We start from the raw sequence: 13526 nt of genomic DNA on the forward strand, positions 1-13526 counted from the left end.
CTGTTATGATTTCAAAAAACCAACTCAAACTTATTCGCCAACTTGGCCAAAAAAAGTACCGAAAGCAATATAATCAATACCTTGTACAAGGTGAAAAAAACGTACTTGAGTTATTAAACAGCCCATTAAATGCGGTTAATATTTTTGCTACAAACGAATTTATAAATGCGTACCAAAGTGAGTATCAGCACGCTAATTTTATTGAAGCGGATGAAGAAACCCTCACTAAAGCGAGCACATTAGTTAGCAATAATGCAGCCATTGCTATTGTTGATATGCCAAAGGCGGCTTTACCACAAGCAAATGGCTTAATACTCGCGCTTGATGGCGTATCAGACCCTGGTAATTTAGGCACTATAATTAGAGTAGCCGATTGGTACGGTATTAAACATATAGTAACTAGCACCGACAGCGCAGACGCTTACAACCCTAAAACAATTAGCGCCACAATGGGCTCGTTTGTAAGGGTATCGGTAAGCCAAGTAGATTTACCTGATTACTTACAGTCTTTAAATTTACCTGTTTACGGTGCTTTTTTAGATGGACAAAGTGTACATAAAACCCAATTTACGGGCTCAGGCGTTTTACTAATGGGCAGTGAGTCGCATGGTATACGCGAGACATGTGCAAAGTTAGTGACCAATAAAATAACCATTCCCGCTTTTGGTGGAGCAGAGTCACTTAATGTTGCAATGGCGACCGGTATCATTTTAGATAACTTTAAACGACAAGCTTAATCTATTAGTAAATTATGGGTTAAATTGTTTATGACAAATAACAATAATAAATTGGTAATAACAATAAGATGCGCTTAAGCACTATTAAATTAGCGGGCTTTAAATCGTTTGTAGAGCCCACTAAAATTCCATTTCCTGATCAAATGACATGTGTTGTAGGCCCTAATGGCTGTGGCAAATCTAACGTTATTGATGCAGTACGATGGGTGCTAGGTGAAAGCTCTGCTAAAAACCTGCGTGGCGATGCCATGACCGACGTTATTTTTAATGGCTCAACTAATCGTAAAGCCATATCACAAGCTTCTGTAGAGCTTGTTTTTGATAACGATAAAGGTAGTCCTTCAAACACATTTGCCGATCGAAACCAAATTGCAATTAAACGCTTAGTAACGCGCGACGGGCTATCGCTGTACTTTTTAAATGGCAGTAAATGCCGTAAGCGTGATATTACCGATATATTTTTAGGTACAGGTCTTGGTCCGCGTAGTTACGCAATTATTGAGCAAGGGATGATCTCGCGCTTAATAGAAAGTAAACCACAAGAATTACGCGTATTTTTAGAAGAAGCCGCTGGCGTTTCTAAGTACAAAGAGCGCCGCCGCGAAACACAAACTCGTATAAAAAGCACCCGCGAAAACCTTGAACGTTTGTTAGATGTGCGTAAAGAGCTGCAAAGCCAGTTAGATAAATTGGCTGTGCAGTCGGTTGATGCAAAAAAATACCGAGAATTAAAAGCGCAAGAACGCACATTAAAAGGGCAAATTGCGGTTTTAAAATGGCAAAAGTTACATCAGCAGCAACTTGAAAAAAGTACTCTAATTAAAAAGCTGAACGATCAAATTTCGTTTTTTAAAACTGCTAACTCAGGGCATGACGATGTACTTGCAAGCTTAGAAGGGCAAGTACAAGCTCAGCAAGATAAACTAAGCGATGCACAACATCAGCAACATGTAATACACACCGAGCTTACCCGCGCTGAGCAACAGCAAATAAATGTAAAGCAACAAACTCAAACGCTTAAACAAAATTTAATTAAATTACAGCAACGCCAAACCCATAGCACTGAAGTTAAAACGCAGCAGCAAATTGTGTGCGAGCAACTAAATGAAGCCCTGCAAGAGGCAAGTGAAAACGCGTTAATGTGCGAAGAGCAAGTTAGGAAGTTAACGCATGAGCTTGAGGAATTATTAGCACTGAAGCAGCGCCACAATACACACTGGCAAACTTTGTGTGAGCAACAGCAACAACTTAATAATAGTGCGCAACTGCATAGCAGTCACATTAAACAAACTCAGCAGCAAATAAGCCACGTTAACGAGCAAATTGATCAGTTAAATACGCAGCTTACTGACTTACAAAGTAGCGATGTAGAACAACAATTAACGCAGCAAACACAGCAAACACAAACATTAACCCAAGAACTTGCTGCTAAACAAACAGCGCACACGCAGTGCAGTGCTCAGCTTGAAGTGCAAAATGAGCGTGTTAATAACTCACAAAAGCAATATTCGACGCTTACTCAAACAATAAATGAGTTAAAAGCCAGTATAACGGGGCTTAAAAGTACATTAGGGTTTGATGAAGAAAGTGAAAGTACTAATGGTTTGTTTAATCAGCTAAGTGTTAAAGAAGGCTTTGAGCCCTTAATAGAGCAAGCACTTAAATCGCTAGAGCACTTAAATGTAAGTGAGCAACAAGCTGATAATAGTGTGTGGCCAATTAGTGGTAAGCACATTGCTGAAAATAGCTTAGCGGCATTCATAACAAGCGGCGTGTACCCAGATCATTTAACGCGCATTGCTTATAGCGAGAGCGGTGATCTAACGCTGTTAAAAGATGCTTATTATACAGCCGTTATGGATAAAAACGGTGCTTTATATGGTCGTAACTGGCATGTAAGTGCCGATCGAAATGCCGAAAACTCATTACTTTTAAAACATAAGCAATTGCAGGATAAAGCTCAGCAGTTAATTGATGCCGAGGATGAGCTAAAACAAGTAACACACACTCGTGATGAACATACAGCCGAGCAAGTAAAGTTAATTAACGAGCAAAGCGAGCTAAAAGAAGCCATACATGAGCTTGCGCAAAATATAGCAGTAGCCGGTACACGCAGCGATATGCTCAAACAGCAAGTAGCGCACTTTAAGCTTCAACTAGAAAAGCTACAGCAACAAAAACAGCAATTAACCACTGCGCTTTTGCAATTAAATAACGTGCTTGATGAGCAAACAGAGCAATTTGAAGTGTTAAATGAGCAGCAACTTAACTTAGCGGATGAGGTAGACGCTGCAAATAGCCTGCGCTCACAAAGTGATAAAAGTTATAGCGAAGCATTAAGCATGCTTGAGCAATATAAAACGCAAGCGCATAAGGCAACGCTCTCAGAGCAAAAGGCACGCAGTGAATGGCAGTTAAGCCAAACCAAATTGAGCCATGCAGAGCAGGAGCACGTTAGTGCATCTGAAGGTGCGCAAGAACTACTCAATGAAATAGAAGAGCTGCTGATCCCAGAGCAAGAGCTTAGCGATAAAATAACGCAGTTTTTAGCGCAGCATCAAAAAGGCGAGCAGGCACTGGTAGTGCTACAAAAAGAATTATCTCACGCTAAAGAAAGTTTAAACACCAAGCAAGCAAGTCTTAAAAACTCACAAGGTGAGCTGGTGGGCTTGCAAGAGCAGCATCAAAAGCTAACAATTGAAGAGCAAAGCTTACTAATAAAAGCGCAAGTTGCGCTCGAACCATTAGAAGAGCTAAAGCAAAGCTTAAAAGCAATACTTGATGAATTACCTGATTCATTGAATTTAAGTGTAGCGCAAAATCAGTTAACCGGATTTACTAATCAGTTAGATAAATTAGGTGCAGTAAACTTAGCGGCAATAGAAGAGTTTGATTTAGCTAAAGCTCGTAGTGACTATCTTGATAATCAATTAGATGATTTAACAAAAGCGTTAAGTACCCTTGAAGGTGCAATTCGTAAAATTGATAGTGAGACCAAAACACGCTTTAAAGCGACGTTCGATCAAGTTAACGAAGACTTTGCAGAGCTATTTCCTAAAGTTTTTGGTGGTGGTAGTGCGTATTTAGAATTAACCAGTGACGATTTACTCGAAAGTGGTGTTAGTATAATGGCACGGCCACCGGGTAAGAAAAATTCAACAATTCATTTGTTAAGTGGTGGAGAAAAAGCGCTGACCGCATTATCATTAGTGTTTTCTATATTCAGGCTCAATCCAGCTCCTTTCTGTATGCTGGACGAAGTAGATGCACCATTGGATGATGCCAACGTTGTGCGTTTTTGCCGTTTGGTTGAAGAAATGTCACAATCAGTGCAGTTTATTTATATTAGTCATAATAAAATTGCGATGGAAATGGCTGGTAGATTAACAGGTGTTACTATGGCAGAACCTGGCGTATCGCGTATGGTTGCTGTAGATATAGAGCAGGCTGTGCAACTTGCACATGCATAAATTTTTATAACAAGTGTATTATTTTTAATTAATATACAGGTTTTAGGCATATCAAATAATAAAAGGTGAGGGGATGGCCGAACAATTAAGATGGGTTTTAATCATTATCAGTGTAGTTGTCATTGGTGGTTTATTAATACATGGATTGTGGTCTGTGAGAAAAAAAGACCGCCCAGAAGTATCTGATAACGAGCGGGTTGAACCATTACAAGAAAGCGCATCAGCTTCATCTAAACCGTTTCGAACTGAGGCTGAACCAAAAGAGCCAATGCAAAACGAACGTGATGAGCCACAGTTTGGTGAGCTTAACTTTGATGCAAATGAGCCGCAAATAGATACAAGCGTGCCAGAAGTGCCGATTGAAGATGACCTAGAAATAGTTGATGACCTAGAAGCAAAAGAGCAAAGCGCTGAAGAAGCACCTGCCCAAATGTCTGACTTTGTTATTGTACATATTCAAATGCCGGAAGAGCTTAGTATGCAGGGCAGTAAATTATTGCCAGCAGTTAACACTTTAGGTTTTAAATATTCTGAGGAAGGCTTTTTTAATCGCCATTTAGATCCGGCTGGTCAAGGCCCTGTTTTATTTAGATTAGTAAATATGTACAACCCAGGTACGTTTGATATTGATAATATGGAACAGTTTAGTACCGCTGGGGTAAGCTTATTTATGACGTTACCGTGCGACGGCGATGGTCTAGCTGCATTTAATATGTTGCACAGCGCAGCTAAAAAGTTAGCGGATGAATTTGGTGCACAAATTTTAGATGCTGAGCGAAATGAAATGACAGTAGATCGCGTAAGACAATATGTTGAGCAGGTTCGTTCTTTTTCAGCGTAAATAACGCATACATTATATTTTTATAAGCCACTGGACGGTGAATCGTCAAAGTGGCTTTTTTTATGTTTATTGAGGTTTAAATGTCTAGCAGCATTAGTGAGCAAGTTAATCATCTTCGTACTACATTAGAGCAACACAACTATAATTATTATGTGCTCGACACCCCCAGTATTCCTGATTCTGAATACGATAGGTTATTACGCGAACTAAGCGCACTTGAAACCGAGCATCCTGAATTTTTAACCGCCGACTCACCTACACAAAAAGTAGGCGGTGCAGCACTTAGTAAATTTGAACAAGTAGCGCACCAAGTACCCATGCTCTCACTTGATAACGCCTTTAGTGAAGAAGAATTCACTGCGTTTAATCGCCGTATAAAAGAGCGTTTAATGAGTACTGATGAGCTTACTTTTTGTTGTGAGCCAAAACTTGATGGTTTAGCTGTATCAATTATTTATCGCGATGGTGTGCTTGTACAAGCGGCTACTCGAGGTGATGGTTTTACCGGTGAAAACATTACTCAAAATGTTAAAACCATTCGTAATGTACCGCTCAAGCTACGTGGTGATTACCCAAAAGAGCTTGAAGTTCGCGGCGAAGTATTTATGGACAGCGCTGGCTTTGATAAATTGAATACTGAAGCGCAAAAACGCGGTGAAAAAGTATTTGTTAACCCGCGTAATGCAGCAGCGGGGAGTTTGCGTCAACTCGACTCTAAAATTACCGCTAAACGCCCACTCATGTTTTATGCGTACAGCACCGGGCTTGTTGCTGATGGCAGCATTCCTGAGGATCACTATCAGCAATTAGAAAAGCTGACTGATTGGGGGCTACCTTTGTGCCCAGAAACAAAATTAGTTGAAGGTCCAAAAGCCGCGCTCGAGTACTACAGCGATATTTTAACGCGCCGTGGTGAGCTTAAATATGAAATTGATGGCGTGGTAATAAAAATAAATAAAAAGACCTTACAAGAGCGTTTAGGCTTTGTGGCACGTGCTCCTCGTTGGGCTATTGCGTATAAGTTTCCGGCGCAAGAGGAAATAACCCAACTACTTGATGTTGATTTTCAAGTCGGTCGTACTGGCGCCATTACACCGGTTGCACGTTTGAAGCCTGTTTTTGTGGGTGGCGTTACCGTATCAAATGCAACGCTTCATAACAGTGATGAAGTTGCACGTTTAGGCGTAAAAGTAGGCGATACAGTTATTATTCGCCGTGCTGGAGACGTAATCCCACAAATAACACAAGTTGTACTTGAACGCAGACCTGATGATGCCAGAGATATCGAATTCCCGACGACTTGCCCAATCTGTGATTCTCATGTTGAAAAGGTTGAAGGCGAAGCTGTAGCCCGTTGTACGGGTGGACTTGTATGTCCTGCACAGCGTAAGCAAGCTATTAAGCACTTTGCTTCGCGCAAAGCGCTGGATATAGATGGTCTTGGCGATAAGATTGTTGATCAGTTAGTCGATAGAGAACTTATAAAAACGCCTGCTGATTTGTTTATTTTAAAACAGGGGCATTTTGAGTCACTTGAACGTATGGGACCTAAGTCAGCTAAAAACTTAGTAACAGCACTTGAAGAGGCTAAAGGCACTACGCTTGCTAAGTTTTTATATTCATTAGGTATTCGAGAAGCAGGGGAGGCGACAGCACAAAATTTAGCTAATCACTTTCTAACCCTTGAAAATGTAATAAATGCCAGCATTGATAGTTTAACGCAAGTAAGTGATGTAGGCGAAATAGTAGCTGCTCATGTTCGTGGCTTTTTTGATGAAGAGCATAATTTAGCAGTTGTTAACGCGCTGATAGATCAAGGTGTAAACTGGCCAGCGTTGAGCGCACCTTCTGAGGAAGAACAGCCGCTCGCTGGGCTTACATATGTACTTACAGGTACGCTTAATACACTTAATCGCAATGATGCAAAAGCACGATTACAACAACTTGGTGCCAAGGTGTCTGGTAGCGTATCGGCTAAAACAGATGCGTTAGTGGCGGGTGAAAAAGCAGGTTCAAAACTAACAAAAGCACAAGACCTAGGCATAGACATACTAACTGAAGATGAATTAATTGAGTTGCTTATAAAGCATAACGGTTAGGAAAATGACAATGAGCCGATATGGGCCAGAATACTGGGATAAGTACGGAAGTTACCGTACGCCTATTGCATTTCATTTAAGTGTGCTTGTGCTATTACGCAGTTATTTTATTTGGGTTATTGCGGCTTTAAGCCGCAGGCCTGAACTAGATTTAATGTCGTTATTTTTTAAAAATAAAAATGATTTTTTTATCGCAATAACGATTGGAAGTATTGCAATAATACCGACTATTTTATTTTGTTTACGCAGACCACGAGATTCACACAGTGCAAGCAACAGGTTAGCAAGAATATGGCGACATATGCGCTGGCCTCTTATTTTATGTGCAGTTGTTGATTTAACATGGTTAAGTGTTCAAGCAGCGCATAGCCATTATCGATTTTCATCATTTTTAGCAGTACAAATGATGATTGTTTTATGGGTATTATGGTATTTGGTGAAAAGCCGCTATTTAACTGTTTTCTTTAATGATTGGCCTGAGCCGACAGAAAAGGCACCAGAAGAAAAAAAGCGACTTAAAAGGGATTAGTTGTGGACGCCGTAAATAAAAAAATAGCGATAGCTATATCGATAATAGGCTTTGTGCTTATTATTTTAATGATTAGCACTGAGCTTTTAGAGTTTATGTGGTTTAAAGCGTTATTTGGGTTATGGGTATTTGTTTTTTGCTCAAGCGTTTATAGGTTAACGCCTTTATTTAAATCAAGAAACAGGTTAGAGGATTTTATTCAGCGAGATGCCCAACACTTATTACTTTTTAGTTTGATGGGATTTTTTGATAAAAAGCACGGTCCAGATTGGTTAGTTATTGAGAGTATTGAACGTATAACGACAAAGGATGATGAGCTAATAATTTACAGTAATAACGAGCGCCAAATGAGTGTTAGTTTACCTGTAAAAAAAGCAGAGCTAGATAGTTTTATTAAACGAATACTTACCGACTCAGAAAAACAAAATATTACCTTTAGCTAAGAAAATTACCTTTAAGATTGAACGAGTTTTAGTCTTAAACGGTCAACACTCCTTAGCTGATCTTTAGTGTATTAAATAACGTAATAATTAGCCGTACTTTTTATGACTTTATAAAGTATAGCTAATCAACTATTCAATGAGGCTATTATGTTGAAGTGGAATGATGTTATTAACTTTGCCACCAATGGCAATCCTACCCCAAGTAAAAAAGTAGTCAAAACTGACGAGCAGTGGCGGATGCAACTATCAGAAGATGAATATTACGTAACACGTAAAAAGGGAACAGAGCGCCCAGGTAGCTCGGGTAGTTGTACATTACTCGAACCTGGCAAGTATGTGTGTATTTGTTGTGATAATCTATTGTTTGATGCTGATGAGAAGTTTGATAGTGGTACTGGTTGGCCGTCATTTACGCAACCTGCGACAATTGAAGCGATTGGCTATGTAAGCGATACAAGTCATGGTATGGAGCGCATAGAGGTGGTTTGTAACGTGTGCGATTCGCACTTAGGTCATATTTTTCCAGATGGCCCATTACCAACGGGTTTACGTTATTGCGTTAATGCCGCATCAATGAAAAAGCTCTAATATTTTATTTACTAGCGCTTTGAATATCTAAATTCATTTCTTTTGCTATGTGCAAAATCTTATCTAAACGCTGCGTCTGATCTGCTTGTAATTTAGTTTTATCAAGAAGGGCGTAGCACCTTCTAGCAAGATCCATATTAAATGAGCTGCCAGATTGCTTAGTTGAATCAAATAGGCACTGTAATAAATTAAGTGCGATACTTTGATTACGAGGCATGACTCTAAACGCTTGTGTAAAAGCTTCCAACGCAGTATTTAATTGGCCTTTATTAAATTGACTAACGGCATGGTTATTAAGCTCTTTTGGACCCATTTTAATATCGCGTCGCTCACTTTGTTGCTGCTGAATATAACGCAAGTAAGTTGTGTCGCTAACTGCGGGATGTCTTTCACAGTGGCTAATTATTTGTGTGAATAAGGTTTGCGCCTTTTGATGAAACCCCAGTTCATGAAATGCTTTTGCCTTATCAAGTGCGCCATCAACCGATCGGATATGAGTATCGTCATCATCAAGCTGTTCAATTAGCTTTTTCGCTTTTTGGTGCTCATCTTTTAAATAATGAAGCCGTGCATTAAGTACATCAATTTGAGCTTGGTTTGTATTATTAGGAAACTGTTTTTTTAAATCATTAATGTATTGATTAGTTTGCCTAGAAATTCGTTGAATTTGATCGGTTTGATCAGTCGTTAGCGCAAAGTCGATACCTGCACGTGCTGCATTTAAATATACATCGGGGTGGTCGTGTATGGAGTGCTTTGCGAAGGTGGCAATATCTTTTTGAGTTAAATAGCTTTTTTCATAGTCGTGATTAATTAGCGAGACATTACTTAGCGATTTTTGACGTGTGATATTTCGCGGTGCAATTTCCGCGGCTTGGCTCAAAAACTCTTGTGCTAGCTCAAACTGATTTAGCTTTATTTCTAATCGGCCCAACAAATCCAAGGCTACTAAACGAGTTTCTTGGCGCTCTAACATTGTTTTGAGCATTCGCTGCGCCAAAATATGTTCGTTGTTCGCTATAAGTGCCTCTACTAAGCCTACTTTTGCCCAAGCAAATTTTTGAATGTCGAGAACAGACTTAAAAAAGTCTTTTGCATCCTGAGCTCGTTTTAAACGAAGTAAGGCATCACCTTTTAGGCGAAGTAATATAGGGCTGTAATTATTGTTTTTTTTATCTAGAGCGGTATCAATAAATTTAATAGCTTTTGAATCGTTACCATCATCAATTAATGAATACACTGTTTGTAAGTCGTGCTTACGCTTTAAAATTCGTTCAATGCGTGTTTTGAGCTCTTGCACTGTAAAAGGTTTAACTAAAAAGTCATCAGGTTGGAGTTCAAGAACACTATGAACTAGTGAACCACTTGTTTCTGCTGAGATGAAGATAAAGCCAGTCGAGCTTTTTATAAGATGTTTTACACGTAGCTCTTCATAAAGTTGGTAGCCATCTTGGTGTTTATTTAAATTAAATGAACAAACGATTAGATCAAATTCTTCACTTAAACACTGATCTTTTGCAGAGTTTGCATGATCGGCAAAGCGCAACTGCCGAAAGCCAAGCCTTTCTAACGATTGTTTCATATAGCTTTGGGCAAGTGGTTGCTCCTCGACTATAAGTATTTTGGCTTTTGAATAAATCTTAGTTGGCATTGGCTTAAGCGTAATTGTATTTAACACAGACTATAATCAACAGTTTAACTGCTTACAAGGGAATTTAAATGATAGCTGTATTTATTAGGTACTTAACTTTGCCTAATACGTTTATCTAACTACGAAAGTACTGAGCCGAAGAACATAATTAAAAACTACATAAGCAAAATGGATAACTCTAATTTGATGAGTGCTTTGATATAGAAATTTAGATTTTAATAAAAATATGAAATGTATTTAATATGGGTAGAAAGAGTTATTACTAGAGAAGTTATCATTAAAGGAGTTATTAGAGAAATTATCTGATGGTGCTTATATGTGGTGGGTGATGCTGGACTTGAACCAGTGACCCTCGCCATTACTTGTAAAGGGTGGCGATGCTCTTTTTCTTAAGGCTAAGTTAATTACATACGATTTATATATTGAGTTTTTATAAAGTTATTAAATACTTTTAACATAGGAAAGAGGATTTATTACTAGAGAAGTTATCATATAAAGAGTTGTCTGATGGTATTTATATGTGGTGGGTGATACTGGACTTGAACCAGTGACCCTCGCCTTGTAAGGGCGATGCTCTCCCAACTGAGCTAATCACCCACATATAATAGGTATGCCTGTTATTTAATTCTTTGTTATCAATTAACCGCTTAATGTAATTTGGTGGGTGATACTGGACTTGAACCAGTGACCCTCGCCTTGTAAGGGCGATGCTCTCCCAACTGAGCTAATCACCCAAATTACATTTTAATATGCACCACTGTAAATAGTGGTGGGTCGTACTGGACTTGAACCAGTGACCCTCGCCTTGTAAGGGCGATGCTCTCCCAACTGAGCTAACGACCCATATTAAATTTTAAAACGCGACTATTGATATAATAATAGGTTTATATGTGGTGGGTGATACTGGACTTGAACCAGTGACCCTCGCCTTGTAAGGGCGATGCTCTCCCAACTGAGCTAATCACCCACATATAAATTAAAACGCTACTATTAAAATAAATAGTACTGGATTTTAACCAGTGAACCTCGCCGTTGCTTGTAAGTAGCGGTGATGCTCTCTTTTTTCTAACTGAGCTAACGACCCATATAGAATTTAGATGTGAACACTTTAATTAAAAAGTGGTGGGTGATACTGGACTTGAACCAGTGACCCTCGCCTTGTAAGGGCGATGCTCTCCCAACTGAGCTAATCACCCACATATAAATTAAAACGCTACTATTAAAATAAATAGTACTGGACTTTAACCAGTGAACCTCGCCGTTACTTGTAAATAGCGGTGATGCTCTCTTTTTTCTAACTGAGCTAATCACCCATTTAGATTTTTGTAATATACACCATTTTAAAAAAATGGTGGGTCGTACTGGACTTGAACCAGTGACCCTCGCCTTGTAAGGGCGATGCTCTCCCAACTGAGCTAACGACCCATATTACAATTTTATAACGCGACTATTAAATAATAATAGGTTTTATATGTGGTGGGTGATACTGGACTTGAACCAGTGACCCTCGCCTTGTAAGGGCGATGCTCTCCCAACTGAGCTAATCACCCACATATAAATTAAAACGCTACTATTAAAATAAATAGTACTGGATTTTAACCAGTGAACTTCGCCGTTGCTTGTAAGTAGCGGTGATGCTCTCTTTTTTCTAACTGAGCTAACGACCCATATAGAATTTAGATGTGAACACTTTAATTAAAAAGTGGTGGGTGATACTGGACTTGAACCAGTGACCCTCGCCTTGTAAGGGCGATGCTCTCCCAACTGAGCTAATCACCCACATCTAAACAACATCACATTGCTGCGTTGTTGTGGGGCGCTATTATAGATAGAGTTGGAAATGTGTCAACACTTGAATGATAAAAATGTACTGAGTGAAGCTTTTATAAACAATAGGATACTTTGGAAGTCTATTTTATCATCAAATTCAAGGTGGCAGTTCAATTAAGCACCTAAAAGTGAGCAGGAATTATAACTCTATTAATCTTAAATTTAGTTTTACGATACTCATTGTTTTTTTATTGGAGTCGTTTTTATGATTATAATCCAGATGGATTAATATTAGGGCGAGTTATTTAGCTAATAGAGTTGGCCTTTAAAAATGAATTTAATTTAAACTTCCCCAAACGAATGATACTTACAATACTCTAAACTTTATTTTTGTACTTGTTTTATTTTTTATAAGCCAACCTAGCCAATTCGAAAGACGCACTCCTCACTAACAGCTTTTCGGGTTAAGACTAGGGCGTGTTGATCTATCGAGGTTAAATTTGCAGCAGTATGTTAGGTGTTTAGGCAAGGCAGAGCCTATTCGTGTGGTTATTCCCGATAAATAGGCGATGACGCAGAATAAAGACCAGACATGGCTGCCCGAAGGGTTCTGCCCAGGGGGAATTACTCTTTGTTGCTCGGTTTTTAGTTAGCCCACTAGGTTACAAACCTCGCGCCGCGATTTAATCGCCCCTAGATTGAACAAATTTCAATCCACAAAGGTCAACATGCCCTAAATAAATCACACATAGCTAAAGTTTTGTACATAGAATTACGAAGCTACAATGCTCTTTAAAAAATGTTCTTCACACAATAATCGACTTTTCTCAGTACGAGCTACGCTGGTTATTAAGCGAGTGAAGGCTGTGGGTACTCTCAAACCCACATTTAAACTTTGGTTATTATAAGTAATTATAACTTTTAAAAGGTTAAGGCTATTGGCGAGGCCTTAATTGGTAGTTTTTAGATAAATTCAATTTGCATATAAATGTATACCTTTGCTTTGATGTAGTTTTGTTGCATTAATTAGGGGGAGTAGGGTGTTGTTGAGTATTCGCTGCGATATAGTGATGTTATTATAAGCAGTAGGGCTAGAATATTATTCAAATTGTATTTTTTAGCACGCTTGATAGCCAGTTTGTTGAAAATTAAACCATTTAAATAAAGCTAGGTAAAAAACTGTTGACTTTATTTTGGGTGGTGCATAGAATGCGCCCCGCACTAAGCGATACACGATGTGTTTATCACGACGGGTATTGATTAAGTTGGGGCCATAGCTCAGCTGGGAGAGCGCTTCGCTGGCAGTGAAGAGGTCTGCGGTTCGATCCCGCATGGCTCCACCAAAAATTAGTGTTTCGTCCTAGGGTAGCAGTTTTCTGTGTCCCCATCGTCTAGAGG

General features: G+C 39.2%; 8 protein-coding genes and 9 tRNA genes. 8 read left to right on the forward strand and 9 right to left on the reverse strand.

The window, feature by feature from the left end:
- The first annotated feature begins 5 nt into the window (after positions 1-5).
- From GQR39_RS03680 to msrB, 7 genes are all read left to right on the forward strand, one after another.
- The gene (locus tag GQR39_RS03680; protein WP_024591598.1) at positions 6-737 is read left to right on the forward strand and encodes an RNA methyltransferase; all 732 of its coding nucleotides are present in this window, start codon (positions 6-8) and stop codon (positions 735-737) included.
- Between the two features lie 68 nt (positions 738-805).
- Positions 806-4207 carry an AAA family ATPase gene (locus GQR39_RS03685; RefSeq protein WP_165734826.1) on the forward strand — a complete coding sequence of 1134 codons (3402 nt, stop codon included), beginning with the start codon at positions 806-808 and terminating at the stop codon, positions 4205-4207.
- Between the two features lie 73 nt (positions 4208-4280).
- The gene (zipA, locus tag GQR39_RS03690; protein WP_007584012.1) at positions 4281-5048 is read left to right on the forward strand and encodes a cell division protein ZipA; all 768 of its coding nucleotides are present in this window, start codon (positions 4281-4283) and stop codon (positions 5046-5048) included.
- Between the two features lie 80 nt (positions 5049-5128).
- Positions 5129-7147 carry an NAD-dependent DNA ligase LigA gene (gene ligA / locus GQR39_RS03695; RefSeq protein WP_165734827.1) on the forward strand — a complete coding sequence of 673 codons (2019 nt, stop codon included), beginning with the start codon at positions 5129-5131 and terminating at the stop codon, positions 7145-7147.
- 10 nt (positions 7148-7157) lie between these two features.
- Positions 7158-7676, forward strand: a complete 519-nt coding sequence (locus GQR39_RS03700) for a DUF2919 domain-containing protein (protein ID WP_024607692.1) — start codon at positions 7158-7160, stop codon at positions 7674-7676.
- A gap of 2 nt (positions 7677-7678) precedes the next feature.
- Positions 7679-8119 carry a hypothetical protein gene (locus tag GQR39_RS03705; protein ID WP_007584019.1) on the forward strand — a complete coding sequence of 147 codons (441 nt, stop codon included), beginning with the start codon at positions 7679-7681 and terminating at the stop codon, positions 8117-8119.
- 147 nt (positions 8120-8266) lie between these two features.
- Positions 8267-8707 (forward strand): peptide-methionine (R)-S-oxide reductase MsrB, encoded by a 441-nt coding sequence (msrB, locus tag GQR39_RS03710; RefSeq protein WP_007584021.1) that lies wholly within the window; start codon positions 8267-8269, stop codon positions 8705-8707.
- Between the two features lie 4 nt (positions 8708-8711).
- On the opposite strand, the gene GQR39_RS03715 is transcribed toward msrB, so the two are convergent.
- From GQR39_RS03715 to GQR39_RS03755, 9 genes are all read right to left on the reverse strand, one after another.
- Positions 8712-10358, reverse strand: coding sequence for a tetratricopeptide repeat-containing response regulator (locus GQR39_RS03715; protein WP_165734828.1), 1647 nt, complete (start codon positions 10356-10358; stop codon positions 8712-8714).
- A gap of 521 nt (positions 10359-10879) precedes the next feature.
- A tRNA-Val gene (locus GQR39_RS03720) sits at positions 10880-10955 on the reverse strand.
- Positions 10956-11016: 61 nt separating this feature from the next.
- Positions 11017-11092, reverse strand: a tRNA-Val gene (locus GQR39_RS03725).
- A gap of 33 nt (positions 11093-11125) precedes the next feature.
- A tRNA-Val gene (locus GQR39_RS03730) sits at positions 11126-11201 on the reverse strand.
- A gap of 48 nt (positions 11202-11249) precedes the next feature.
- Positions 11250-11325 (reverse strand) — tRNA-Val (locus GQR39_RS03735).
- A 153-nt stretch (positions 11326-11478) separates the two neighbouring features.
- A tRNA-Val gene (locus GQR39_RS03740) sits at positions 11479-11554 on the reverse strand.
- A gap of 153 nt (positions 11555-11707) precedes the next feature.
- Positions 11708-11783 (reverse strand) — tRNA-Val (locus GQR39_RS03745).
- A gap of 49 nt (positions 11784-11832) precedes the next feature.
- A tRNA-Val gene (locus GQR39_RS03750) sits at positions 11833-11908 on the reverse strand.
- A 153-nt stretch (positions 11909-12061) separates the two neighbouring features.
- A tRNA-Val gene (locus GQR39_RS03755) sits at positions 12062-12137 on the reverse strand.
- Between the two features lie 1258 nt (positions 12138-13395).
- Between GQR39_RS03755 and GQR39_RS03760 the strand changes: the two genes are divergently transcribed.
- Positions 13396-13471: transfer RNA gene (locus GQR39_RS03760), tRNA-Ala, on the forward strand.
- Positions 13472-13526 lie beyond the last annotated feature (55 nt).

Origin of the sequence: Pseudoalteromonas sp. C8 (genome assembly GCF_011378685.1) — a bacterium.
Taxonomy (GTDB): Bacteria; Pseudomonadota; Gammaproteobacteria; order Enterobacterales; family Alteromonadaceae; genus Pseudoalteromonas; species Pseudoalteromonas arctica.

Excerpts from the sequence above, each read along its gene's own strand:
- GQR39_RS03700 (WP_024607692.1), top strand. The coding sequence starts at position 7,158 with ATGAGCCGATATGGGCCAGAATACTGGGATAAGTACGGAAGTTACCGT.
- GQR39_RS03715 (WP_165734828.1), bottom strand. The coding sequence starts at position 10,358 with ATGCCAACTAAGATTTATTCAAAAGCCAAAATACTTATAGTCGAGGAG.
- zipA (WP_007584012.1), top strand. The coding sequence starts at position 4,281 with ATGGCCGAACAATTAAGATGGGTTTTAATCATTATCAGTGTAGTTGTC.
- GQR39_RS03680 (WP_024591598.1), top strand. The coding sequence starts at position 6 with ATGATTTCAAAAAACCAACTCAAACTTATTCGCCAACTTGGCCAAAAA.
- msrB (WP_007584021.1), top strand. The coding sequence starts at position 8,267 with ATGTTGAAGTGGAATGATGTTATTAACTTTGCCACCAATGGCAATCCT.
- GQR39_RS03685 (WP_165734826.1), top strand. The coding sequence starts at position 806 with ATGCGCTTAAGCACTATTAAATTAGCGGGCTTTAAATCGTTTGTAGAG.
- ligA (WP_165734827.1), top strand. The coding sequence starts at position 5,129 with ATGTCTAGCAGCATTAGTGAGCAAGTTAATCATCTTCGTACTACATTA.